At 61.8% G+C, this 25,282-nt stretch carries 23 protein-coding genes; 10 read left to right on the top strand and 13 right to left on the bottom strand.

Annotation, left to right across the window (positions count from 1 at the left end; all coding sequences use genetic code 11):
• Nucleotides 1-13: 13 nt before the first annotated feature.
• The 11 genes from QMA15_RS02895 to dnaA all read right to left on the bottom strand — a co-directional run bounded on the left by QMA15_RS02895 (nt 14) and on the right by dnaA (nt 15,442).
• Nucleotides 14-1,432: a DUF3566 domain-containing protein gene (locus QMA15_RS02895; RefSeq protein ID WP_097386586.1), complete on the bottom strand. Its 1,419-nt coding sequence runs from the start codon at nt 1,430-1,432 to the stop codon at nt 14-16.
• Nucleotides 1,432-3,963, bottom strand: coding sequence for a DNA gyrase subunit A (gene gyrA / locus QMA15_RS02890; RefSeq protein ID WP_019746215.1), 2,532 nt, complete (start codon nt 3,961-3,963; stop codon nt 1,432-1,434). The genes QMA15_RS02895 and gyrA overlap by 1 nt, the downstream gene beginning before the upstream one ends.
• Nucleotides 3,964-4,049: 86 nt before the next feature.
• Nucleotides 4,050-6,086: a DNA topoisomerase (ATP-hydrolyzing) subunit B gene (gyrB, locus tag QMA15_RS02885; protein WP_003942515.1), complete on the bottom strand. Its 2,037-nt coding sequence runs from the start codon at nt 6,084-6,086 to the stop codon at nt 4,050-4,052.
• A 197-nt stretch (nt 6,087-6,283) separates the two neighbouring features.
• Nucleotides 6,284-7,207, bottom strand: coding sequence for an alpha/beta fold hydrolase (locus QMA15_RS02880; RefSeq protein WP_290283642.1), 924 nt, complete (start codon nt 7,205-7,207; stop codon nt 6,284-6,286).
• Nucleotides 7,208-7,235: 28 nt separating this feature from the next.
• Nucleotides 7,236-8,357 carry a PDR/VanB family oxidoreductase gene (locus tag QMA15_RS02875; protein WP_042950189.1) on the bottom strand — a complete coding sequence of 374 codons (1,122 nt, stop codon included), beginning with the start codon at nt 8,355-8,357 and terminating at the stop codon, nt 7,236-7,238.
• The gene (locus QMA15_RS02870) at nt 8,357-9,268 is read right to left on the bottom strand and encodes a metal-dependent hydrolase (RefSeq protein WP_007729174.1); all 912 of its coding nucleotides are present in this window, start codon (nt 9,266-9,268) and stop codon (nt 8,357-8,359) included. The genes QMA15_RS02875 and QMA15_RS02870 overlap by 1 nt, the downstream gene beginning before the upstream one ends.
• A gap of 124 nt (nt 9,269-9,392) precedes the next feature.
• Nucleotides 9,393-9,935, bottom strand: a complete 543-nt coding sequence (locus QMA15_RS02865; protein ID WP_290283641.1) for a DUF721 family protein — start codon at nt 9,933-9,935, stop codon at nt 9,393-9,395.
• Complete coding sequence (recF, locus tag QMA15_RS02860) at nt 9,928-11,157, bottom strand: DNA replication/repair protein RecF (protein ID WP_020967977.1); 1,230 nt, start codon at nt 11,155-11,157, stop codon at nt 9,928-9,930. The genes QMA15_RS02865 and recF overlap by 8 nt, the downstream gene beginning before the upstream one ends.
• Nucleotides 11,158-12,066: a phosphogluconate dehydrogenase (NAD(+)-dependent, decarboxylating) gene (gnd, locus tag QMA15_RS02855; protein ID WP_019746211.1), complete on the bottom strand. Its 909-nt coding sequence runs from the start codon at nt 12,064-12,066 to the stop codon at nt 11,158-11,160.
• A gap of 44 nt (nt 12,067-12,110) precedes the next feature.
• Complete coding sequence (gene dnaN, locus QMA15_RS02850) at nt 12,111-13,295, bottom strand: DNA polymerase III subunit beta (protein WP_007729165.1); 1,185 nt, start codon at nt 13,293-13,295, stop codon at nt 12,111-12,113.
• Nucleotides 13,296-13,879: 584 nt separating this feature from the next.
• Nucleotides 13,880-15,442, bottom strand: a complete 1,563-nt coding sequence (gene dnaA / locus QMA15_RS02845) for a chromosomal replication initiator protein DnaA (RefSeq protein WP_003942491.1) — start codon at nt 15,440-15,442, stop codon at nt 13,880-13,882.
• A gap of 780 nt (nt 15,443-16,222) precedes the next feature.
• On the opposite strand from dnaA, the gene rpmH reads away from it, so the two are divergent.
• The 6 genes from rpmH (at nt 16,223) to QMA15_RS02815 (ending at nt 19,955) form a co-directional block, all read left to right on the top strand.
• A complete protein-coding gene (gene rpmH, locus QMA15_RS02840) occupies nt 16,223-16,366 on the top strand; it encodes a 50S ribosomal protein L34 (RefSeq protein WP_003942540.1) in 144 nt (47 codons plus the stop codon).
• Nucleotides 16,367-16,392: 26 nt separating this feature from the next.
• The gene (gene rnpA / locus QMA15_RS02835) at nt 16,393-16,773 is read left to right on the top strand and encodes a ribonuclease P protein component (protein ID WP_019746209.1); all 381 of its coding nucleotides are present in this window, start codon (nt 16,393-16,395) and stop codon (nt 16,771-16,773) included.
• Nucleotides 16,770-17,150 carry a membrane protein insertion efficiency factor YidD gene (gene yidD / locus QMA15_RS02830; RefSeq protein WP_007729147.1) on the top strand — a complete coding sequence of 127 codons (381 nt, stop codon included), beginning with the start codon at nt 16,770-16,772 and terminating at the stop codon, nt 17,148-17,150. The genes rnpA and yidD overlap by 4 nt, the downstream gene beginning before the upstream one ends.
• A 4-nt stretch (nt 17,151-17,154) precedes the next feature.
• The gene (gene yidC, locus QMA15_RS02825) at nt 17,155-18,261 is read left to right on the top strand and encodes a membrane protein insertase YidC (protein ID WP_019746208.1); all 1,107 of its coding nucleotides are present in this window, start codon (nt 17,155-17,157) and stop codon (nt 18,259-18,261) included.
• Between the two features lie 20 nt (nt 18,262-18,281).
• Nucleotides 18,282-18,845 carry a protein jag gene (locus tag QMA15_RS02820; RefSeq protein WP_003942504.1) on the top strand — a complete coding sequence of 188 codons (564 nt, stop codon included), beginning with the start codon at nt 18,282-18,284 and terminating at the stop codon, nt 18,843-18,845.
• A 177-nt stretch (nt 18,846-19,022) separates the two neighbouring features.
• Entirely contained in the window at nt 19,023-19,955 is a 933-nt protein-coding gene (locus tag QMA15_RS02815; RefSeq protein WP_279163278.1) for a GNAT family N-acetyltransferase, read from the top strand.
• 322 nt (nt 19,956-20,277) lie between these two features.
• Here the strand turns inward: QMA15_RS02815 and QMA15_RS02810 are convergent, their stop codons facing one another.
• Nucleotides 20,278-20,652 (bottom strand): hypothetical protein, encoded by a 375-nt coding sequence (locus QMA15_RS02810; protein ID WP_279163279.1) that lies wholly within the window; start codon nt 20,650-20,652, stop codon nt 20,278-20,280.
• 229 nt (nt 20,653-20,881) lie between these two features.
• The gene (locus QMA15_RS02805; RefSeq protein WP_220388532.1) at nt 20,882-21,022 is read right to left on the bottom strand and encodes a MerR family DNA-binding transcriptional regulator; all 141 of its coding nucleotides are present in this window, start codon (nt 21,020-21,022) and stop codon (nt 20,882-20,884) included.
• Between the two features lie 497 nt (nt 21,023-21,519).
• Here QMA15_RS02805 and rsmG point away from each other — a divergent pair, with 497 nt between their 5' ends.
• The 4 genes from rsmG (at nt 21,520) to QMA15_RS02785 (ending at nt 25,267) form a co-directional block, all read left to right on the top strand.
• Entirely contained in the window at nt 21,520-22,200 is a 681-nt protein-coding gene (gene rsmG / locus QMA15_RS02800; protein ID WP_019746204.1) for a 16S rRNA (guanine(527)-N(7))-methyltransferase RsmG, read from the top strand.
• Between the two features lie 81 nt (nt 22,201-22,281).
• Nucleotides 22,282-23,286, top strand: a complete 1,005-nt coding sequence (locus QMA15_RS02795) for a ParA family protein (protein ID WP_020909862.1) — start codon at nt 22,282-22,284, stop codon at nt 23,284-23,286.
• Between the two features lies 1 nt (nt 23,287).
• Nucleotides 23,288-24,328 (top strand): ParB/RepB/Spo0J family partition protein, encoded by a 1,041-nt coding sequence (locus tag QMA15_RS02790; protein WP_046379717.1) that lies wholly within the window; start codon nt 23,288-23,290, stop codon nt 24,326-24,328.
• A gap of 255 nt (nt 24,329-24,583) precedes the next feature.
• Nucleotides 24,584-25,267 (top strand): GNAT family N-acetyltransferase, encoded by a 684-nt coding sequence (locus QMA15_RS02785; protein WP_279163280.1) that lies wholly within the window; start codon nt 24,584-24,586, stop codon nt 25,265-25,267.
• Nucleotides 25,268-25,282: the final 15 nt, after the last annotated feature.

Here is a 25,282-nt window from a genome sequence, read left to right as displayed (position 1 = left end):
ATGTTTTCGCAGGTCAGTCGCGGTCGGCGAGAGTTACCTCGACGCCACCAACCAGGTCGCTGCAGAGGTTGTAGATGAACGATCCGATCGTGACGAGTGCCGTGAAAAGCACCATGTTCGCGATACCGATCAGCGCGGCGTAGCCGAACACCTGGCCGGCCGTCACCAGACCGTCGGAGCCGCCGTCGGCAACGATGTCGGTGAACGCGTTGTTCAGGCGATCCCAGACGCCCATGCCGTCGAGAACGACGTAGAGCAGTCCGACGGCCACCATCCACACGAAGAACAGCGATACCGAGATCACGGACGTGATCTTGAGCGTGGACCACGGGTCGATACGACGGATCTGGACCGTTGCGCGCAGTGGCGCACCGTCCACGACCGAGGCCGATACGGCGTGAGTTTTCTCACCCTTCACCGCAGCAGGCAACGGATGCTTGGCCTCGGAGAGGTCAGGCATGTCCTTCGGCAGATCCTTGCGATCGATGTGCCGAGTCGGCCCGTCGATCGCGGCGGCTTTTGCTTTCGGATTAGCGACGGTGGGATTGGCGACCGTGGCATTTGCAGCCTTGGGATTTGCGCCCGAGGGTGCAACAGCCTTGGCTGCCGCTGCGCCGGCGACGCCACCGGTAGCTGCGGCAGCCGCCGTGCCCGTCACGACAGGTCGCGCCGACGGGTTGCCGGCAGGACGACCTGTCTGTGCACCGGCAGCGGGGCGACCCGCCTGCGGCTGCCCCTTCGGCGCACCACCCTGCGCGGGGTTTTTGGCCGGACCACCCTGTGCCGGACCACCCTGTGCCGGGCCGGCCGCAGCAGGACGCTGCGGACCCGCAGGCGGCTTACCCCCAGCAGGAGCTGCCTGTCGACCTGCAGGAGCACCAGCGCCGGCCGGGCGCGTGATGTTGGTCTGCGGCTGACTTTGCGGAGCCTGATTCTGCGGTGCCGGAGCCTTGCCCGGGTTCTGAACAGCGGGGTTCTGAGCACTCGGGTTCTGAGCAGGAGCCTTCGGCGCCTGAGATGTCTGCCCCTGAGGCTGGCCTGACGGCTGGGGTCCCCGCTGCCACGGCGGTGCCTGGCTGCCGCGAGCCTGATTGGCAACCGGTTGCGGCGGAGCCTGACCATCACCCTTCGCCGGGGTTACCGGCGCAGCCGGAGCCACAGAAGGAACGGAAGGAGCCTGACCCTTGGCCGCACCCGCGGCGTCGGGAGCCGCAGCCGCCGGTTTCTGGGCCGAATCCGACGGGCCGCGAGGCGGCTCCGGTGCCTTGGGCGCCGGAGCTGCCTCGGAAGCTTTGGGTCCGCCGTCCGCTGGAGCTGCAGGTTTCGAGGTCTGCGGCCCCGCCGGAGCAGTTGCCTGCTCCGGCTTCGGTGGCGTCGAACCTGAAGTGCTTTCACTCTTCTGGTCACTGCCCGGCTGGTTGGGAGTGCTCACTAGGACTCCTTAGCTCCATCGGCATTGTCTGCGTTGTCGGTGGTCTCTGCAGCGAGCTCTTCGGGCTCGTCGGCGTTGCGCGCAATCGCGAGCAATGTGTCGCCTTCGCCGAGGTTCATCAGACGCACGCCCTTGGTCTGGCGTCCCGCCTTACGAACCTGCTTGGCAGCCGTCCTGATGACGCCGCCGCCCGAGGTGATCGCGTACAGCTCGTCGTCGTCGTCGACGATGAGCGCACCGACCAGAGTGCCACGTTTCTTGTCGTACTGAATCGTGAGCACGCCCTTGCCGCCGCGACCCTGCACCGGGTAATCCTCCATGCCGGTTCGCTTGGAGTAACCGCCCGAGGTGGCGACCAGGAGGAACGTTCCTTCACGAACGACGTTGAGCGAGAGCAGCTCGTCGTCACCGTTGAAACGCATGCCCTGGACACCGGACGTGGCGCGGCCCATCGGACGCAGTGCCTCGTCGGTGGCCGAGAAGCGGATCGACTGGCCCTGTGCCGAGACCAGGAGCAGGTCGTCGTCGGCGGAGCAGAGAACAGCGCCGACCAGTTCGTCTTCACCGCGCAGGTTGATGGCGACGATGCCACCGCTGCGGTTGGAGTCGAAGTCGGTGAGCTTGGACTTCTTGACCAGACCGTTGCGAGTGGCGAGCACCAGGTAAGGCGCGTCTTCGTACGTCTTGATCTGGATGACGGACTGGATGCGCTCGTCCGGCTGGAAGGCCAGGAGGTTGGCAACGTGCTGACCGCGAGCGGTACGGCTCGCCTCGGGCAGCTCGTAAGCCTTCGCGCGGTAGACGCGGCCCTTCGTGGTGAAGAACAGCAGCCAGTCGTGCGTCGAGGTGACGAAGAAGTGCGAGACGATGTCGTCCTGCTTGAGGCCGGCACCCTGAACACCCTTGCCGCCGCGCTTCTGCGATCGGTAGAGATCAGTCTTGGTGCGCTTGGCGTAACCGGTCTCGGTGATCGTGACGACGACGTCTTCGCGGGCGATCAGATCCTCGTCGTTGACGTCTCCGTCGGCGGCGATGATGCGGGTACGACGGTCGTCGCCGTACTTGTCGACGATTTCCTTGAGCTCGTCACGAACGATCGCGCGCTGACGCTCCGGGCGAGCCAGAATGTCTTCGAGGTCCGCGATTTCGAGTTCGATCTCGGCCAATTCATCGACGATCTTCTGACGCTCGAGGGCGGCCAGACGACGCAGCTGCATGCCGAGGATGGCGTCGGCCTGGATCTCGTCGACGTCGAGGAGTTCCATCAATCCGGCGCGAGCGATGTCGACGGTCTGCGACGCACGAATCAAGGCGATGACCTCGTCCAGAGCGTCGAGGGCCTTGACCAGACCGCGCAGGATGTGGGCGCGCTCTTGTGCCTTGCGAAGCAGGTACCTGGTACGACGAACGATGACCTCGAGCTGATGCGTCGTGTACAGACGGATCATCTGGTCGAGGCGCAGCGTGCGCGGCACTCCGTCGACGATGGAGAGCATGTTGCAGCCGAAGCTGGTCTGCAGCTGGGTGTGCTTGTAAAGGTTGTTCAGCACGACCTTGGCAACGGCGTCACGCTTGACGGTGACGACGATGCGCATGCCGACGCGGTCCGAGGACTCGTCGTGGATGTCGGAGATGCCACCGATCTTCGCGTCACGAACCTGCTCCGCGATGGAGGTGATCAGGTTGTCCGGGTTGACCTGGTAGGGCAGCTCGGTGATGACGATCGTGGTGCGGCCCTTGGCATCTTCTTCGATCTCGACGACGCCGCGCATACGAACTGAGCCACGGCCGGTGGTGTAGGCATCCTGGATGCCCTGTCCACCGACGATGAGCCCGTGCGTCGGGAAGTCGGGTCCCTTGATGCGCTCCATGACGGCCGCGAGGGTGGCTTCCTCGTCCGCCTCGAAGTTCTCGAGCGCCCAGTAGATGGCCTCGGCAACCTCACGCAGGTTGTGCGGCGGAATGTTGGTGGCCATACCGACGGCGATGCCGTTGGAACCGTTGATCAGAAGGTTCGGGATACGGCTGGGCAGAACCGTCGGTTCCTGCGTCTTGCCGTCGTAGTTCGGGGTGAAATCGACTGTCTCGTGGTCGATTTCGCGCAGCATTTCCATCGCGAGCGGCGTGAGCCTGCACTCGGTGTAACGCATGGCGGCTGCGCCGTCGTTGCCGCGGGATCCGAAGTTTCCCTGACCGTCGACGAGCGGGTAACGGAGCGACCACGGCTGGGCCATACGGACCAACGTGTCGTAGATCGAGGAGTCGCCGTGGGGGTGGTAGTTACCCATGGTCTCGGCGACCGGTCGGGCAGACTTCACGTATCCGCGGTCTGGGCGATATCCGTTGTCGTACATCGCGTAGAGCACGCGGCGGTGCACCGGCTTGAGTCCGTCGCGGACATCCGGCAGAGCGCGACCGACGATGACGCTCATGGCGTAGTCGATGTAGCTGTTCTGCATTTCCTGCTGGATGTCGACCGGTTCGATCCGGTCGTGTTGCGGACCGTCCGGTGGCAACGTGGTGTCGGTCATGAGCTCACTTTCTTAAAAGAGGGGGCAAGCCCCTGTGCGCGGAAAAGGAGTCCTGGGACTCCGAAACCGCTCACAGGGCCGCAGGCCTACACGTCGAGGAAACGAACGTCCCGGGCATTTCGGGTGATGAAGCTGCGTCGTGCTTCGACGTCTTCGCCCATCAGCACGCTGAACAGCTCGTCGGCAGCAGCCGCGTCGTCGAGCGTGACGAGACGCAGAACGCGCACCGTCGGGTCCATCGTGGTTTCCCACAGCTCCTTGGCGTTCATCTCGCCGAGGCCTTTGTAGCGCTGGATGCCGTCGTCCTTGTTGATCTTCTTGCCGGACTCGAGGCCTGCCTTGACCATCGCGTCGCGCTCGCGGTCGGAGTACGCGAATTCCGGCTGCGCACCCTTCTGCCACTTGAGCTTGTACAGCGGCGGCTGCGCGAGGTAGACCTTGCCGTGCTCGACGAGCGGCCGCATGAAGCGGAACAGCAGCGTGAGCAGCAGCGTTGCGATGTGCTGACCGTCGACGTCGGCGTCGGCCATGAGCACGATCTTGTGATAGCGCAGCTTGGCGATGTCGAACTCGTCGTGGATGCCCGTGCCGAACGCGGTGATGATCGACTGGACTTCGGTGTTCTTGAGTACGCGATCGATACGCGCCTTCTCGACGTTGATGATCTTTCCGCGAAGCGGGAGGATCGCCTGGTACATCGAGTCTCGGCCGGACTTGGCCGAGCCGCCTGCGGAGTCGCCCTCCACGATGTAGATCTCGGACTTCTCCGGATCGTTGGAGCGGCAATCGGCGAGCTTGCCTGGCAGGCCACCGAGGTCGGTCGCACTCTTACGACGGACCAGCTCACGCGCCTTACGCGCGGCGACGCGGGCCTGCGCCGACGAAACAGCCTTGTTCACAATGGTTTTCGCGTCGGCGGGGTTCGCCTCGAACCAGTGCGCGAGGTGCTCGTTGCACGCCTTCTGTACGAAGGACTTGACCTCGGTGTTGCCGAGCTTGGTCTTGGTCTGACCCTCGAACTGGGGTTCACCGACCTTCACCGAGATGATGGCCGCAAGTCCTTCACGGATGTCGTCACCGGTGAGCTTGGGATCCTTGTCCTTGAGCAGCTTCTTTTCGAGCGCGTACTTGTTGACCGTTGCGGTCAGTGCGGCGCGGAAGCCCTCTTCGTGGGTACCACCCTCGTGGGTGTTGATCGTGTTGGCGAAGGTGTGCACGGACTCCGAGTAGCCGGAGTTCCACTGCATTGCGACCTCGAGCTCGTGGCCGGTGCCCTTGGCGGTGAATCCCACGACCGAGTTGTGGATCGGGGTCTTGCTCTTGTTGATGTGCCGGACGTAGTCCTCGAGTCCACCGGGGTAGTGGTAGATACGGGTCTTGGACTTACGCGGCGCTGCCTGAGCAGCTTCTTCGGCTTCTTCGGCAGCAGACTTGGGAGCCTCGGCCACCTCGGCAGCTTCGTCGTCGATGACCTCGGCGCGCTCGTCGGTCAGCGTGATGGTCAGGCCCTTGTTGAGGAAGGCCATTTCCTGCAGACGACGCGCAACGGTCTCGAAGTTGTAGCGGGTGGTCTCGAAGATCTCGGGATCAGCCCAGAAACTGACGGTGGTGCCGGTCTCCTTCGTCGGGTCGCCCTGTACGAGCTCTCCCGGCTTGGAATCGGTGTACGTCTGCTGCCACCGGTATCCGTCGACCTTGATGTCGACGTCGAGCCGGGTGGAGAGCGCGTTGACCACCGAGATACCGACGCCGTGCAGACCACCGGAGACGGCGTAGGAGTCGGAGTCGAACTTGCCGCCGGCGTGCAGCTGGGTCAGCACGACCTCGACGGTGGGTACTCCGGAGGCGTGCATGCCGACCGGGATGCCACGGCCGTCGTCGATGACGCGGATTCCGCCGTCTTCGAGGAGAGTGACCTCGACCTTGGTGGCGTGTCCGGCCATCGCCTCGTCGACCGAGTTGTCGACGACCTCCCAAATGAGGTGGTGCAGGCCGCGTTCACCGGTGGAACCGATGTACATGCCTGGACGCTTACGTACCGCCTCGAGTCCTTCGAGGACGGTGATGGACGACGCGTTGTAGTCCTTGCTGGAAGTGCTTGTATCTGACTTCTGGGCAGCCACGGGTGGGTAGCTCTCCTTCTCCGTCAATACTCGAGCGCAGCCGTCAGCAAGCCCTTGCGGGTGTCGTCGGAGCGGGTTCGAGAATGTTGCCGCTAGTTACCGTTGACCATCTTACTGGTAAGCACCGACTAGAAGCGGCCAATGACACCCCTGGCTGCGCCGCAGACGAATTTTTACGATCCCCTGAAGGTGAAACGCTAGGAACTTTGCTTCTCCGAGCGACGCTCTCTCAGGCTCGCGATAAATGCCCGCGCATGTTCGGCAACCTCGCTCGGATGTGAAAACGGCGACCAGTGTCCCGCGGCAATTTCACGTCGCTGCAGGTCGGAGACCCATTTTTCGGTGTCTTCGTATCCCACCGGACGAACGGCTTTGTCGTACTTGTTCAGAATGAGCTGAACAGGCACGTCCGTGTACCGATCCCGCGGCTTGCCGAGAGACGGCCGGATGTTCGCGCGATAAAGCTTGAGTCCGTTCACCATGTCGTCGGCGATGGTGGGCGCGGTGTTGACCACACGAGGTTCCAGACCGTCGAAGAAGCCCAGAAATGCCGGCCAGTGCTTGGAGAACCACAGACGCAACGGGAGGGTGCACAGCCCGGGAATCTGGAACAGAACGGTGTAGGCCGACGCAATTCCCTGCGCCGCCGGGCCGAGGAAACGACGCTTGGACACGCTCGCCCGGATCCACTTGCCGAGATGATCGAGATTGGGGCCCGAGATGGACGAGAACGACGCGATCTTCTCTTCGGCACCCGGCTCGCAGACCGCTTCCCACGTTTCCACGGATCCCCAGTCATGTGCCAGGACGTGCACCGGCTTGCCCGGGCTGACCGCGTCGATGACGGCAAAAAGATCGCCGGCCAGTGCGCTCAGTTGGTAGTCCTGCACCCTCGAGGGGATGGTGCTCTCACCGGCCCCGCGGCTGTCGTAGCTGACGACGCGGAAGTCGTCTGCCAGCAAAGGCACGATGCGGTTCCACAATTCATGGGTGTCGGGCCAACCATGCACCAGGACGATGGTCTCGCCGTCTGCCTTGCCCTGCTCGAACACTGCCAGGCTGACGGAACCGTTGGTCACGCGACGCGCGGTCACGGCATGGACAGGAGAGTGCTTGGACATTGTCGAACCCTTCGGAGTCGGGAAATATCTAGAGATCGAGAACGAGACGTCCACCGTCGGAACGGGATACGCAGATGAGCATCTCCGTTTCCTGTTCGGTGTCGGTCAGACGCCTTTCGCGGTGATCGGGCTTGCCCGCGAGTACCTTCACACGACAGGTTCCGCAGAAACCCTGCTGACACGAGTACCCGACACCGGGCAATGTCTTCTTGATGACGTCGAGCGCGGACTCGTCGGCGGGCACGGTGAGCACCTGACCCGAATTGACCAGCTGCACTTCGAATTCCTTGCCGTCGATCACCGGCGGAGCCCCGAACCGCTCGAAATGCAAAGCAGTGGAGGGTGTATCGCGGAATCCGCGGCGGACGGCGTCGAGCATCGGCGTCGGGCCGCAGCAGTACACGGCGCCGCCGACCGGCGCTCGTCCGAGAAGGTCTGCGGTGGTGGGCAATCCGAACTCGTCGTCCGGGCGCACGAAGACACGCTCGGGTTCCCAGCTCGCGATCTCGTCGAGGAACGGCATGGATTCACGAGAGCGGCCCGAGTACACGAAGTACCAGTCCATTCCCAATTCTCTTGCCGCACGGACCATTGCGATGATCGGCGTGATACCGATACCGCCGGCAACAAACAGTGCACTGCCTTCACCCACAAAGGGAAATCCGTTGCGAGGGCCGCGTACCGTGACGTGCTCACCCGGCTTGAGAGCGTGCATCTCGATGGAACCGCCACCGCCGTCGGGGATCCGACGAACCGCGACGCTGTAACCCGTGCGATCGGCCGGGTCGCCGCACAGCGAATACTGGCGCCGCAGACCCGAAGGTAGATGGAAGTCCAGGTGCGAACCCGGATGCCACGGCGGAATCGGTGAACCGTCGGCGGATTCGAAGCGCAGGCGAACGACGTTCTCGTCGGTCGCCACCACCTCACGCGTACTGACCACCATGTTCATGGCCGTGTCGGGGTTGTGGCCAGCGATCTCGGGGTTGTAGTCGTAGGCCGTCAACACCCGAAGGTACTTGTCCGCCAATAACTCCGTGATGCGCATGGCACGGTCGGGACGGTTCTTTCCGGACAAATCGGGTGGCGCCGGAAAACGCGGCAACCCGTCGTGCCCGGAGATGACGTCCTTGACCCTCGAGAGTGAAATCACCGTGCAGCCGCCTGAGCTGCGGGTGACGACGCCAGGTACTGCACCGCCTGGGCGGTCGAGCCCTCGTTACTGGGGTGATAGGACTTGCTGAAGTACGTCGACATCCGCTTGACCAGCTCGAACGACGTGGGAACTGTGCCACGCTTTCCGGCCGCGATGAAATCGGACAGGTGGGGTCGTCGACGGCTGGGAGCCTGAGCGGCAAGCTCGGGATCGTTGCGCATCAAGAACCGGGTACCGCGAATCCACAGCCACACGATTGCGGGCGTGACGAGGATCTGGGTACGGATCCGGCGGGTCTCACGCTTGTCGAAGTAGCGCATCACGTCGTACGCGACGGCGCGGTGTTCGACTTCTTCGGCGCCGTGCCAGCGAAGAAGATCAAGCATGGTCGGGTGCATGCCGGCTTTGTCGAGCCCCTTGGCGTTGAGCACCCAGTCGCCGAGGAAAGCAGTGATGTGTTCGATGGCCGCGATGATAGCCAGACGCTCCACCAGGTGATTCTCGGCGCGCAGACCTGTCATCGGGCGCGGTCCGAGCAGTTTCGAGAATGCCCACTCCATCTGCTGGGTGTACGGCGTCGGATCCAGGCCGTTTTCCTTCAGATGGACGAGGACACCCGAGTGCGCGTTGGAGTGCATCGCCTCTTGGCCGATGAATCCGACGACGTCTTCACGGAGTTTCTCGTCCTCGATCAGAGGAAGAGCTTCCTTGAAGGTCTCGACAAACCACTCCTCACCGGCTGGGAGGAGGAGGTGAAGCACGTTGAGAACGTGTGTGCTGAACGGATCGCCCGGAATCCAGTGCATGGGCAGATCGGACCAGTCGAACTCGACATTGCGAGCCTGCAACAGGATGTGATCCGGCTCGGCGAACGACGAAGCGGGTGTCGATATCTTCTGCGACATCTAGCTACTCCTTCATGCCTGCCGATCGGGATGGAACGACAGCCTTGTGACACAGTTCACTCACTAGCGAGTTTTAACTGTAACACGAAGTAATAGGTAGAACCAGGTCCTGGTTGAGTTTTCCTCAGCCGTACGTATCGCGAGGTCCGCGGCCTTTCACATGCCTTTCGCCCTTGCGCCAGCTAGGCGCACTCGGACCGGTGATGCGCAGTGTCTTCACGACGCCGTCACCGACGGCAGCAGCGATCTTGGCCAGAATCTGGGACTGCATCATGCGCAACTGGGTAGCCCAAGCCGTCGACTCGGCGGAGATGCTGAGAACACCTTCTTTCAGAGAGATCGGCTCGGCGTGCGCGGAGATGTCTTCTCCGACGACCTGCGGCCACCGACCGAGGACCGTGCCCTCGGACACCTTGGGGGACCACCCACGCGATTTGGAGATAGCGCTGGTGAGAGCACCGAACGGCTGAGGGTCCCGCGCATCCGGGCCGGGGCCGGACCAACCGCTGCGTCGACGCGGGCGGCCACTTCCGTATTTGGGCGACGAGCGCCCCTGCCCGACGGCCTTGCCGTTGGCTTTAGCTGTCGCGCGTGCCTCCTCGAGGGCACGGCGCGCCAGATCGATCCCCTTGAGCTCGGGCTCCGGGGCCGCGCTGCTGTCAGTCATCGAACTCGACCTCCTGATCCGTCGAGCCTACGGGCACTATCCGGGATATCCGACCGTCTCCGGTATCGGAGGCTTCGACGCCGAACTTGGCCGCCTCGAGTTCGTCCGGTACGTCCTCGGGAACGGCGGCCGTGATCAGCACCTGTTCTGCGGTAGCCGCAACGGTGGCGAGCGCACGACGCCGACGACGGTCCAATTCGGCGAATACGTCGTCGAGCATCAGGACCGGGTCGCTGCCGTCCGCGCGCAACAGGGCAAAACCTGCCAGTCTCAGCGAAAGTGCGAATGACCACGATTCACCATGACTGGCAAAGCCTTTCGCCGGACTGTCGCCGAGAACCAACTCCAGGTCGTCCCGATGCGGACCGACCAGACACACTCCGCGATCGATTTCCTTCGACCTCATCTCTGCCAACTCGAGATGGAATCTCTCCTCGAGGTATGCAACGTCGTCGATTCCGGAAATCCTTGCAGGATCGGTGAATTCGGGATCCAACGAGGAACCCAGGCTGCTCTTGTATCGAATCGACGCCGGCCGGGATTCGGGTGCGATGGAACGATACGACTCCGCCAGGTGGGGCGCCAGATCATGGACCAACTCGAGGCGCCCGGCCAACAATTGTGCGCCGTGAGCGGCCAGATGCCCGTCCCACACCTCGAGGGTGGAGAGGACGTTGTCGGACTCGCCACCACGAGAACCGCGGCGCAAAGCCGCACCAGCAGTTTTGAGTAGGGCTGAGCGCTGACGCAGCACTTTGTCGTAATCCGCACGGACGGCAGCCATTCGGGGAATCCGCGACGTCAACAACTCGTCGAGATAGCGCCGACGATCACCAGGATCACCGCGAACCAACGACAGATCTTCCGGCGCGAACATCACCGACTGAAGAATCCCCAACACTTCACGCGGACGACGTGTCGGTGACTGATTTATCCTGGCGCGGTTGGACTTTCCCTCGATCAGTTCGACGTCGATGGTCAGTTCGCGCCCGTTGTTGACCACCGTTGCACCAGCAAAAGCACTGGCGGAACCGCTGCGGATCATCGGTGCATCCGTGGACACTCGATGAGACGACAGCGTGGACAGATACCCCAGTGACTCGAGGACGTTGGTTTTACCGTGCCCGTTCGAACCGAGGAAGACAGTTGTTCCCGGCGTGAGGTCCAGCGTCAGCGAATCCCAGGATCGGAAGTCCCGCAGCGAAAATCTACGAACGAACACTTAGCTTCCAGAAGCCGAATTCTTGGGCGAAGCGCTCTTGACCGCGTGACCACCGAACTGATTACGCAAGGCCGACACCGCCTTCATGGCCGGTGAATCATCCTGTCGTGAAGCAAATCTCGCGAACAGAGCAGCGGAGATGACGGGAGCGGGGACAGCGTGCTTGATAGCTTCCTCTACCGTCCAGCGGCCCTCACCGGAATCCTCGGTATAGCCCGTGATCTGCGCAAGCTCCGGATCCTCCTCGAGGGCGTCGACAAGCAGATCGAGCAACCACGAGCGTACGACGGTTCCCTTCGACCAAGCTCGGAGCACGCCCGGAACGTCCGCGATCAGGCTTTCCGCCTCGAGGAGCTCGTACCCCTCGGCATACGCCTGCATCAGGCCGTATTCGATGCCGTTGTGCACCATCTTCGCGTAATGACCAGCACCGACGGGACCGGCGTGGACAAAGCCGTCTGCAGCGTCGCCGTCGGGGCGAAGGGCGTCGAAGATCGGCATTGCCTTTGCCACGTCGGGCTCGGATCCGCCAACCATCAGGCCGTAGCCGTTCTCACGGCCCCAGATGCCACCGGAGACACCGCAGTCGAGGAAACCGATCCCACGGGCGCCCAGAAGCTCGGCATGGACAGCATCGTCGGTGTAGCGCGAGTTCCCACCGTCGATGACCAGATCGCCGCCCTCGAGGGCATCCGCCAGCTCGGCAATGGTGCTCTGGGTGATTTCACCGGCCGGAACCATCACCCAGACGACTCGAGGTCCCTCGAGGGAAGCAGCGAGTTCGGCAAGTGACCCGACATCGGTGACTTCCGGTCGAGGGTCGTATCCGATCACCTCGAGGCCATGCGCGCGCAAGCGCTCACGCATGTTGAAACCCATCTTGCCGAGACCTACGAGTCCGATCTTCATACTGTTCTCCCTGGTCAGGCGCGAACTGAAGTGCGGGGTACCACTCAGCCCGGGAGGCGAACCGGCATCAGCAGGTACGTGTACTCGCTCGAGGGCGCAGCGAAGTTACCGGACTCGTCTGCCGTGGGCTCTTCCTCGGCCGCGGGGCGAAGAACAGCCGGACGGCTGGGAGTGGTGAAGCCGAACAGAACGTTTTCGCTGTGAAGCGAGTTCAACCCGTCGATCAGGTAACCGGGGTTGAACGCAATGGTGAGTGCTTCGCCCTGGAACGACGCGTTGAGTGTCTCTTCTGCGCGGCCGGCGTCGTCGCCACCCGCAGAGAGGAGCAGACCGTCAGCGGAGAACTGCATGCGAACCTGTGCGCCACGCTCGGCGACGAGTGCTACACGCTTGATGGCCTCGATGAGAGGCGTGACCTCGACCGTTGCCATCGCGGTGTGCTGAGCAGGCAGCAACTGACGGAACTTCGGGAACTCGGCGTCGAGGAGGCGCGTCGTGGTGCGGCGTCCGTCGTTGACGATGCCGAGGAGTCCGTCGTTTCCGATGGTCGTACCGGAACCGAGAGCCAACTCGACCGGCGAATTTGCATTGCCGGCAAGCGTTTTCGCGGACTCGGACAGAGTCTTGGCAGGGATGAGAACAGCAGCCTGGACGTCAGGGTTTGCCGGAGTCCACTCGAGTTCACGAACGGCGAGACGGAAGCGGTCGGTAGCGGCGAGGACGATCGAATTCTGTTCGATCTCGACACGGATACCCGTGAGCATCGGAAGGGTGTCGTCCTTGCCCGCTGCTACGGCTACCTGGCTGATGGCTTCGGAGAACAGGTCGACGGGAATGGACCCGGACTGCTGCGGAAGCGTCGGAAGCTGGGGGTAGTCCTCGACCGGCATCGTGGGCAGGGAGAACTTGGCGCTTCCGCACGAGATGAGCACGCGAGTGCCCTCGAGGGTCACATCGACCGGCTTGTTGGGAAGCGACTTGGTGATATCGGCAAGGAGGCGTCCGGAGACGAGTGCCTGACCTGCAGTCGTGACATCTGCCGAGACGCGGACCTGCGCAGATACCTCGTAGTCGAACCCGGAAACGGTGAGGCCGGCTTCGGTTGCGTCGAGAAGAACTCCGCCGAGAACCGGCACAGGCGGCCTCGAGGGCAGGCTACGAGCAACCCACGCTACTGAATCAGCGAACTCTTCCCGGGAAACGCGAAACTTCAGGCTTCCAAGCTCCATCGCCGGGTTATTCCTCTCGGTAGGCATGTTCGTCTGCTGCGGATCTGCATCAGCTCACTTGAAGTCTGACACAGACCAAGCGATGCCCACCGTATGCCCTCGAGGGCGCAAGTGGAAAGCCGAAGCCGGGACGAGCGCAGCCTGAGGCGAGGTTCTCAACAGGAGTTGTCCCCAGAACTATTTTCAAAGAGCTTTTCCTAGGAAATTCTCAGTAGTAGTAATAAGTCCTGTGCAATCTGTGGAGCAACGGTTGTCGACGCTGGTAGGTCCCCTCGAGGGCCTGTGCACTTCTCGAGGACAGACTCGAGGACCAATCGACCCCCTCTGTGCACTCTCTGAAAGTTTTCGGATTCCTCCTCGAGAACTCCACAGACTTTCGGAGTTATCAACACAGTTATCCACAGATGTGAATACTTTTCACAAGAAACGAAGAGTTTGTTCTTATCGGCGTGTCCGACTCCGGCGTGTCGTCCCTCGAGGTGGACAACCGCCCTCGAGGGGACCGCACGTGGAACCCTTCGAATACACCGATGCCGCTCGAGGGAACCTCTGCCTCGAGCGGCATCGATCGAAATAAGTGCAGGTCAGCGCTTGGAGCGCTGCTTGATCCTTGCGGTCAACTCCTGAACCTGGTCGTACACCTTGCGGCGTTCCGTCATTTCCTTACGGATCTTCTTGTCGGCGTACATGACCGTCGTGTGGTCACGGCCGAACGTCTGACCGATCTTCGGCAATGACAAATCAGTGAGCTCACGGCACAAATACATCGAGATCTGGCGGGCCTGAGCGAGCGGCCGGGCCTTACCCGGCCCACACAGGTCGTCGATCGACATGTTGAAGTATTCGGCCGTCACCGCCATGATCGTCGCCGCGTTGATCTCGAGGCTCGACGAATCGGGCATCAGATCGCGCAGGACCACCTCGGCCAACGTCAGATCCAACGGCTGGCGGTTGAGCGAGGCAAAAGCGGTGACGCGGATCAACGCGCCCTCGAGTTCACGAATGTTGCGCTCGATACGGCTGGCGATCAACTCGAGGACGTCGTGCGGGACCTCGAGGCGATCCATCCTCGCCTTCTTGCTCAGAATCGCGATACGCGTCTCGAGCTCAGGCGGCTGAACGTCGGTGATCAGGCCCCATTCGAAGCGCGTCCGCAGACGCTCCTCGAGGGTTGCCAACTGCTTGGGCGGACGGTCCGAGGAAACGACGATCTGCTTGTTCGCATTGTGCAAGGTGTTGAAGGTATGGAAGAACTCCTCCTGAATACCTTCCTTGCCTTCGATGAACTGGATGTCGTCGACCAGCAGGACATCCGTTTCCCGGTAGCGACGCTTGAACGCGACCTTGCGGTCGTCACGAAGACTGTTGATGAAGTCGTTGGTGAATTCTTCGGTCGAGACGTACTTGACCCGCATGCCGGGGAACAGTCGCTGTGCGTAGTGGCCGGCGGCGTGAAGAAGGTGCGTCTTGCCCAGGCCCGAAGCTCCCCAGATGAACAAGGGGTTGTAGGCACGCGCCGGCGCCTCCGCGATCGCGACGGCAGCGGCATGAGCGAATCGGTTGGACGATCCGATCACAAAAGTGTCGAAGGTGTACTTCGCGTTGAGGCTGTTGGCGCCGGACCCCGAAGCAGAAGGAGTAGCGGGCGGCTTCGTGAAGTACGACGGCCACGATTCGTGAACGCTCGCGAGTGCTTCGCGGTCGTCGTCGACTTCTTCGGTCTCGGCAGTCTCGGAGTCCGAAGGTTCGCCGTCGCCTTCGGTGAATCTGCGCCGACGGTATGCGCCCGATGAGTTGACCGACTCGAACTGACGGCTGCCCGTGCGCTCCTCGACCGGTTCGGCGGGTGCGTCGGCATCGTCTTCGAGTGCGATGCGGACACCGAGTCCCTCGACCTGGCCGCCGAGGTGGCGTCCGAGTGCCTGCAGGATCGGCTCGCGTAGATCGCGCTCGATCGTCTCTTGAGCAAATGGCGATGGAACCGAGAGGAGTGCAAAACCCTGAGCAAGTGTGAGAGGCCTCACCAGACGGACAAATGCCTTCTGCTTGCTGCTCAAAGCCGGAAGATTACTTCCGGGGTCATCACTCGTGAGTTCTGCAACCACGTCGACCCAGACCCGTGCGAGCGCGTTGGGATCGTCGTTCACGTGGTTCCTTCCCGTGTTTCGCCGACAGTGGGTGTGCTGCAGCTGCCGAGCGTATGGCTGCGGCGTCGAATGATTCGGTGGATTACCACCCGGGGTGAGAACCCCGTAACAGGCTACGAATATGCCACCTGGGCTGTGTTTCCACACAATTATCCACAGATGTGGACAAACCTGCACTGAGTCGGTTTTTTCGTCAACCAAATTCGTCAAAGTGATCGAGAAATTGATCTACCTGCAACTTTGTCGGAACTCGAGGCGTTCGCCACTTGGTGTCGGGGATGCGTCAACACTCACAGCCCTGTGGATGAATGTGGAAACTCGGGATTCGGGGTCGCGTCCGGCGCTCGTGCCCGTATGTGCTGATGAGGCCTTGTCGAGAGCATGCGCCGGTGGAACTGTCCGGGTTGCCTTCGGGTCACCTGCAGTCCGTAGCGGAACTGTTGCCAAGGTCACACTTGCCGCCTCGCTCGAGGTCACGGCCGTATGCACACTGTGAATGGAATCTGCGGAATGATGTAAGTATCGGCGTGTCGCCGTGGTTGCCGCGGGAGGGCTCCGAATCGGGCTGGTTTGACCTTGGCAACGGTGGTAAGTAACCTCGAACGGTCACCCGCTGGTGGTGATCGCTTCGTGCTGGCTACATATGTCAGGTCGGATCGGTCTTCCAAGCCACAACGAGTGAAGTTGATTGTTCTGTACCTGTTGGATCCAAAGGCGCCGTAAGGCGTCGATCACTGAATGACGCCGGGAGGCGTCAATGAACTTCGAGGAGTGTTGACCGTGGCCAAGGGCAAGCGGACGTTCCAGCCGAATAATCGCCGCCGCGCGCGTGTTCACGGCTTCCGTCTTCGTATGCGTACCCGTGCGGGTCGTGCAATCGTTTCGGCGCGTCGCCGTAAGGGCCGCGATTCCCTCACCGCCTGATCTGATTTCGAGTTCAGGAGCTCGGGGTGTTGCCTGAGCCGTCTCGGTTGCGTCGCCACGCGGATTTCTCCGTGGCGGTGCGACGCGGGCGTCGTATGGGAAGACGCGACCTTGTCGTGCACGCGTTCGATCGCGAGCAAGTAGAGGCGCTGGTAGTAACAAATCACGGTCCCCGTTTCGGGCTGATCGTGAGCAAGGCTGTCGGGCCGGCGGTGATTCGACATCGAGTCGCACGCCGGCTTCGTCATATCTGTGCAGATTTCGTCGGGCAGGTTTCGCCGGAGACGGACGTGGTTATCCGCGCACTTCCGGGCGCAGCTACCGCCAGTTCAGCCGAACTGGCCAAGCAGTTGCGTGGGGGCCTGACCAAAATGAACCTATTGGTGTCGGTAAGTGAAGAGCCATGAGTACTCCGCTCTCTGAGCAGATCGAGACTCCCAGAGCCTCCCGTGTCATCACGGTGTTGAAGGCTGTGCGTCGCGCTCCCGCCACTGTTCTCATCTTCTGTATCGAGTTGTACCGGACGTATGTGTCGCCCTTGAGGATGCCGACCTGCCGGTTCACCCCCACCTGCAGTGAATACGCGGTCGAAGCGCTGCGCACTCACGGGGCGATCAAAGGCCTTTTCTTGACTGTGGTGCGGTTGGCGAAGTGTGCCCCCTGGCATTCTGGAGGGTGGGACCCTGTCCCTGCCCGTCGTGACCGTGATGCGGGTAGCCGCCATAGCTGTCCGGAAGCACGCGCAGCGTGTCACAGTCCGACGGACGAACAGAGGAGTACTTAGAGCCGTGCTCAATTTCATTTACTATCCGGTATCCGCGATTCTGTGGGTCTGGCACAAGGTCTTCGGGTTCATTCTCGGCCCGGACAACGGAATAGCCTGGGCGCTCTCCGTGGTGTTCCTGGTGTTCACCTTGCGTGCGGTTCTGTACAAGCCGTTCGTGAAGCAGGTCCGCACGACCCGCCAGATGCAGGAACTGCAGCCGCAGATCAAGGCATTGCAGAAGAAGTATTCGGGCGACCGTCAGCGCCAGGCCGTCGAGATGCAGAAGCTCCAGAAGGAGCACGGATTCAACCCGATCATGGGCTGTCTTCCGGTCTTGGCTCAGGCTCCGGTGTTCATCGGTCTGTTCCACGTCCTGCGCTCGTTCAACCGCACCGGCACCGGCATGGGCCAGCTGGGCATGAGCGCCGAGGACAACCTCAACACCCCGAACTACGTCTTCTCGGCCACTGACGTCCAGTCGTTCCTGGATGCTCGTCTGTTCGGCGCGCCTATCTCGGCCGCGATCACGACGCCGGTTGCGCAGCTTCAGGCTTATGTCACCGAGAACGTTCCCGAGCTTCCGTCACGCCTGAACATCATTCTCGTGGCCGCTCCGTTGATGATCATTGCCAGCATCGCGACCCACTTCAACTCACGCGCTTCGGTTGCCCGTCAGAGCGAAGCAGCTGCCGCGAACCCGCAGTCCGCGATCATGAACAAGCTCGCGCTGTACGTCTTCCCGCTCGGCGTTCTGGTCGGTGGACCGTTCCTTCCGATCGCGATCCTCCTGTACTGGGTGTCGAACAACATCTGGACCTACGGTCAGCAGCACCTCGTCTTCCGCAAGATCGATGCCGAAGAAGAAGCGAAGAAGCAGGAAGCGATCACTCGCCGCAACGACAATGCGCCTAAGCCCGGTGCCCGTCCCGATCCCGGTAAGAAGAAGGGATCCCCGGCTGCGCTGAAGACCGCGGATTCAGCCGACGACGACGGTGACGCCCCGGAAGTTTCGCTCAAGAAGCCTCAGCCGAAGCCCTCGGGTTCCAGTGGTGGTTCGACGTCGAAACCGAAACAGAACCGGCCACAGAGCAACCGCGGCAACTCCCCCAAGCGCAATAAACGGCGCTGATCCAGGAAAGAGAACGACCAATGTCCAGTGAAGCTGACATCGTTGTGGATGGAGAGAACGCAGACGTGAGCACCGAGACCACTGCGCCGGTTACCGATGTGGATGTAGACATCGACGATTCCGATGACGATTTGATCGAAGAGGGCGAGATCGCCGGCGACTACCTCGAGCAGTTGCTCGACGTGCTCGATTTCGACGGAGACATCGACCTTGACGTCGAGGGCGATCGGGCGATCGTCAGCATCGACGGCGGCGACGACCTGACCAAGCTTGTGGGACGCAAGGGTGAGGTTCTGGATGCTCTCCAGGAGCTGACTCGTCTGGCTGTTCAGCAGTCGACCGGCGAGCGCAGTCGCTTGATGCTCGACATCGCCGGCTGGCGTGCGGGCCGGCGCGAGGCACTCAGTGCTCTCGGTGCGGAAGCCGCACAGCGTGTTCTCGAGACCGGCGAACGCGAAGAGCTTGCTCCGATGACGCCGTTCGAACGCAAGATCGTTCACGACGCCGTCGCCAAGGTTGCCGGTGTTTCCAGCGAGAGCGAAGGCGCTGAACCGTCTCGCCGAGTCGTTGTCCTCAAGGACTGACACTCCCCCCTGATCGAACGCGGGCCCCGGATTTTCCGGGGCCCGCTTTTGTGTCCGAGAGGTGTTTCACGTGAAACCGAATCCGGCGGCACGGTGAAGGTCCGGTGCCTATCGTTGTCGACATGTCCTATCTCTATTTCGGAACCTGTCGTCAATGAAGCGTCGTGAAGGGAAGCAATGGTGCTGATACGACCCGCGACGCGGGCCGAGTTGGAAGAGCCCGTGGGGTTCGCGATGAACGATCCGGTCGGGTTCGTCGACGCTGACTCGCTCCGGGAAGAGGTGGCGGCCGGACGGCTTCGTCCGGAATGGAGTTGGTTCGCCGTTGACGGCTCCAGGATCGTCGCGCGTGCCCTGTGGTGGGGGCGTGAGGACAGCGAGCGTCCGCTCGCCCTTGATTTCCTGCACGTGCTGGCTGACGTGCCGGATCGTGCTGCGCTTGCCGCCGAACTCATGTCGCGGGCGCACACCGAGTTCCACGCGAAACCTGAGTATGTGCTGGTCGTGCCGACCGCCGGGCAGGACGCGGATCCCGCCGTCGCAGACGCCGTGTCCTGGCGTCGCGAGGCGGCCCAGGCGGCCGGACTGACCGAGATGATCGAGCGGCTGCGTTTCGAGTGGACGCCTGCGGCCGGTGTGCCCGCCCCCTCCGAGCGTCTGATGTTCCGTCCCGCCTCGGATGATGAGTTCCTCGCGGTGTTCCAGCGGGTCGCTGTCGGTAGCCTGGACGTCGCCACGCAACGAGGCATTGCGGCCACAGACATTGTCAGCCAGGCCCGGGACGATCTCGAGTTCTACCGGTCGTGCCCTGGCGAACGATCGTGGTGGCGGCTGGCGGAGACCATGGACGGGACGCTGGTCGGCTTCGCGATCCCGTCCGCGACGCCCTACCATCGCAGCGTCGGATACCTCGGAGTAGTGCCCGAGCTGCGCGGGTGCCGCTACGTGGACGACATCCTCTGCGAGATCACCCGCGTTCACGCAGCCGATGGCGCCAATCGCATCACCGCGACCACGGACGTACCCAACACGCCCATGGCCGCCGCGTTCAAGCGGGCGAACTACCAGGTGACCGAGGTGAGGATGGTGTTCGAGGCCCCGGCGGGCTGAGCCGGGCGTCAACCGGAGGTTCGTCGCCGAATCGCGCCGGCGCGGGCCTTTCTGTTGCCGCTGGGAGTAGTCGCCGTCGTATTCATTCCACTTGCACTGGCATGGGGATCCGGGAGAGCAGTCATGCTCAGCTTCATCATTGCCTTATTGGCTGTCGGCGGCGCACTGTGCACGTTCGGATATTCGATCGACAACACGGCGTACTACATGTGAGCCCCTCCCCTCCCCCAGCCGGAATAGTCAGCCCTTCGTTTCACGTGAAACAGGATCGATGATTGTTGCCCCGAGCTCTCGATCTCCATCCCAGATTGGTAGTGGACGCCTATTGGATGGCGATCACGAGTTCAATGGCTTCTGGTGTGCCGTCGTCAGCGAGTACTCCAACCTGGCGGATGCTGCCGTGAACTAACTCCAGTCCGTCATCGTTTGCTTGCTCGATCATCGCGATCTGTGCGGCTTCTGCGCCTAGATCGCCGAGATCGGAATCGTCGTCGGATGTTTCGAGTATCACAAACAGTTCGTCGCGCGCTGGGAGTGTGCCAGATTCGACGATCGTTCCGGAGATGCCAACTGGCTCGGCGGGGATCTGGGTAGTCGGCCAGCAGAACAGAACTTCGACGACCTCAGCTTCTGCAGTTTGGCGCAGTGTTGTCCACCAGGGACCGGAGATCGTGTGGCCGGCTTCTGTCAGGGCCATTCGCAGGGTCGCCAGGGGCGACTCAACCTGCTCGAGTTCGAGGTTACGGATTTCGTGTTGCAGTCCAACCAGTGTTGAGCCGGCATGGAACGACGGCGCACGGTGTAGTCGAGTTCAAGTGAGTCGATCAACGCGGACCCTTGCGCCGCGTCAGCATCTTGTCGTGCGCGTTCGTCAGCGACATATGCTCGGTGTCGTTCGATGAAGGAATTTATGTAGTGCGGGTTGCTCAATGCTTCTGCGACGGTGTCGAGCGCGAGGCCGATGTTGCGGAGTGCCGTGTGGGTTTGAGTAGATCGATGGCGTCGTAGTGGTGGAGTGCTTTCACTGTGAGTCCAGAGGCGAGGGCGAACTCTCCGATGCGCATCATGTGGTGCCAAGCTCCTTGGATTGATTTCGGTTTCTGGTGCCAAGTCTCCGGTCTCCCGCAACAGGAGAGTCAAGTCGAAGGTTGGGTAGCTCGTGGCAATCGGCGGCGAGACACCGAAACTGTCCGAAGCCGGCCCTTTTCTGAAACTCGCTTTTCGTCGACAATTACCCCTTTTTGGCCATGAATTCCATCCATGTAACTACCCATGGCAGTTTCGTCACTGTGATGATATTGAAAACCGACCTACTATCTGCATGTGACCTTCGGGCTATGTTTCACGTGAAACGGGTCAGAATTGGAAGATTTATCAGCGCAATGTTTCACGTGGAACGTGAATCCCTCCCCTCCCCCACTTGAATTTTGGGCGGAATACTTCCCAAAGAATGAACGAGTCGGCAGACTCACAGCGAGTCGGTGTGCAGAAGCGAACACATGTCGGCTTCGGAGCGGATAATGATTTCGGTCTTGATTGTTGATTTCGCGGTTTACGCGGGAGGATGTTTCACGTGGAACAGAATGGTGCGGCGTCGGTTGACTGGGACGAACAAGAGACTGCGCGCGCAGTGTTCGGTGACAGATATGAGATCGCGGAACGGTACTACCAATCCCTGGCAACGGATGGTGTCGAGCGCGGGCTCATTGGTCCCCGTGAGGTTCCCCGACTGTGGGAGCGTCACCTTCTCAATTGCGCAGTGATCGGTGAACTGATCGCCGAAGGTGAGTCGGTTGTGGACGTAGGAAGCGGTGCCGGCCTACCCGGAATCCCTCTCGCGATCGCCCGCCCGGACTTGAAGGTGACTCTCGTCGAACCGTTGCTTCGACGCTCTGTGTACCTCGCGGAGTTCATCGAGTCCAACGGATTGGACGTACTGGTTGTCCGAGGGCGAGCCGAGGAATCGGGTGTTGTGAAGGAAGCGGGCGGTGCGGACGTGGTCACTTCGCGGGCCGTGGCGCCTCTGGAGAAGCTCGCACGTTGGTCCCTCCCACTCATTCACGAGCACGGCCGGATGTTGGCACTCAAGGGTTCGAGCGCCGCCGAGGAGATCGAGCGGGACCGAACGGCGCTCACTAAATTGGGCGCAGGTAAGTTGGAAATACTCGAATGTGGAGCCAAGATTCTCCGCACCCCCACCGTGGTGGTGAAGGCCGAACGTCTCCCGAAGCGTCGCCAGCGTTGATGATTTACACGCATGCAATCGAGAGCAATGTACAGATGATGAGAGCACCTAGTGATCGATTCCCAATCGAAGGAGCAGTCAATGTCGGGTCGATCTGAATCCGCCGTTTCACGTGAAACACCGAAGCAGCACACGGGCGCGGGTGCGGATCAGATCGTCAACGACGACGACGACAATTTCACCGCCCCCTACGCGGCGATCTCCTCGGAGGAGACTCCCATCGGGGCGGCCGCGCATCGAGCGAGCCAGGTGCTTCACCCCCATTCGGTGACGCTGCCGAAGCCGGCGTTCCGCCGCGTGATCACCATCGCGAACCAGAAGGGCGGCGTCGGGAAGACGACGACCACGGTGAACCTTGCGTCGGCGCTCGCTCTTCAAGGGCTCACTGTCCTCGTGGTCGATTTAGACCCTCAGGGCAACGCCAGCACGGCTCTGGGCGTCGTCCATACCTCGGGCACCCCCTCCAGTTACGAGTTGCTCATAGGCGAAGTGAAGGCCCCGGAGGCGATCCAGACCAGCCCGCACAGTGAGCGCCTTCTCTGCATCCCGGCGACGATCGATCTGGCGGGCGCCGAGATCGAATTGGTCTCCATGGTTGCCCGCGAGAATCGACTCAAAGGCGCGCTCAACGACAAGGTGCTCGCAGAGCTCGACGTCGACTTCGTCCTCATCGACTGCCCGCCCTCGCTGGGGCTGCTGACCGTCAACGCGATGGTCGCTGCCAAGGAAGTCCTGATCCCGATCCAGTGCGAGTACTACGCCCTCGAGGGGGTCGGTCAGTTGCTCCGCAACATCGAACTCGTCCAGGCTCATCTGAATCCGGATCTGCATGTCTCCACGGTCCTTCTGACGATGTACGACGGGCGCACCAAGCTGGCCGACCAGGTCGCCGAAGAAGTACGCAAGCACTTCGGCGAGGCCGTACTGCGCGCTGTGATTCCCCGCAGTGTGAAGGTTTCCGAGGCTCCCGGATACGGAATGACAGTTCTCGATTACGACCCCGGTTCACGCGGCGCCATGAGTTACCTCGACGCCGGACGCGAACTTGCCGCCCGCTCTGCCACCACGACGACCCAGGAGCAGTGAGATGAGTCAAGCACGCAAAGGTGGATTGGGCCGCGGCTTGGCTGCTCTCATCCCCACTGGGCCGGCCACGGCACCGGGTCTGGGTTCGGCTGCAGCGGACGTCGTAATCGGCGTCGACAAGCGCAACCCCTCCCCTCCCCCACCGACGAAGGCGGCTCCGAAAACACCGAAAGCCGCTAAGGCGACGGCGGCGAAGGCTCCGGTGGAAGCTGAGCCGGAGACCGAACTCGAGCCGACCGGCGCGGTCTATCTCGAGATCGAACCGAGCCTGATCGAGACGAACCCGAAGCAGCCTCGCAGCGTTTTCGACGAGGAAGCACTCGCGGAGTTGGTTCACTCGATCCGTGAATTCGGTTTGATGCAGCCGATCGTGGTCCGTCGTCACGGTGACAAGTACCAACTTGTCATGGGTGAGCGTCGCTGGCGCGCGAGCCAGGAAGCCGGGCTGGAGAAGATTCCGGCGATCATTCGTGAAACCGATGACGACTCGATGTTGCGCGACGCGCTCCTCGAGAACATCCATCGAGTGCAGTTGAACCCCCTCGAGGAGGCAGCGGCGTATCAGCAGTTGCTCGAGGAGTTCGAAGTAACCCACGAAGAATTGGCCAATCGGATCGGACGTTCGCGTCCCGTCGTGACCAACATGATTCGTCTGCTGAAGCTGCCGGTGGCGGTTCAGCGCCGCGTTGCGGCTGGAGTACTTTCGGCCGGCCATGCTCGCGCACTGCTGTCCCTCGAGGCGGGTGCCGACGCTCAGGAAGTCATGGCGGCACGCATCGTCGCCGAAGGAATGTCGGTTCGCGCGACGGAGGAAGCCGTCACTCTTGCCAACCGGGCGGACAACGAGATCGCTCCCCCGCAGAAGCGCAAGCCCATCGTGATGCCGGGTCTGCAGGATGTGGCCGAGCGGTTGTCGGACTCGTTCGACACCCGGGTGACTGTCAGTCTGGGCAAGCGGAAGGGAAAGATTGTGGTCGAATTCGGCTCGGTCGACGACCTACAACGCATCGTCGGAATGATGGAAGCGCAGAAATCGACGTAGTGAACTCGGATGCCCGTTTGGTGACGTAATGACGATGACCGGGCACACCACCTATTTTCGTCACTGTGACGAAAATAGGTGATCCGAGCTTCTCGAAATCTTGAACCGGGACGAAAGATGTTGAACAGCAATACATTAGAGCGATCAACTCTCGCGCCACTGCCGACTCGGTACAGCTGGCCTATCCTGGAGAAGAAAAAAGCGGCGGGCGAACATCAAAACCGCTTCGGGGACCTACGGAGAGTGAGTTAGTCAGTGTCGACTCACGTCATCACCTCTCTCACGCTCGACAGCCTCGATCAGCTTTCCGCCCATGCGCGTCGATGCGTGTTCTGGGAGATGGACCCGGGCGCGCTTCACGACGCCCGAGGATTCTGCGATCAGGAATTCGAGAAGGAAGCCTGGCTGTCGATGGTCATGCTCGAGTGGGGTTCGTGCGGACAGGTCGCCGTCCGCGACGGAAAGCCGCTCGGAAGTGCGTTGTACGCCCCTCCCCGCATGATCCCGCGCGCGCAACTGTTTCCGACCAGCCCGGTCAGCTCGGACGCAGTGCTTCTGACAAGCCTTCGCCTCGAGCCCTCGGGCATAGAGGAAGAACTAGGGCCAAGCCTGATGGTCGCTGTCGTGACAGATCTGGTTCGACGCGGAGTTCGTGCGCTCGAGGCATTCGGTATCCGTAGCGACGACTTGGGACCTGCTTCCGACGTGGCCAGCGCAACGGCCGCTCTGGAATGTTCACCCGCAGAATGCATGATCAGTGCCGAGTTCCTCGAGGATTACGGTTTCGAGGTCGTGGCACCGCACCATCGCTATCCGCGGCTTCGTCTCGAACTCAATCGAGATCACGAATGGAAAGTCGACGTCGAAGAAGCCCTCGACCGTCTACTGAAGGCCGCAGCTCTCGAAATGGTGGAGATCAGCGAGCTCGCCAGAGTGTGAGCAGGTGCCGACCGC

The organism is Rhodococcus sp. APC 3903 (assembly GCF_030407755.1).
Lineage (GTDB): Bacteria > Actinomycetota > Actinomycetes > Mycobacteriales > Mycobacteriaceae > Rhodococcus_F > Rhodococcus_F erythropolis.
The sequence above is the reverse complement of the archived record's forward strand: the minus strand, read 5'-3'. Positions and strand labels throughout refer to the sequence as shown.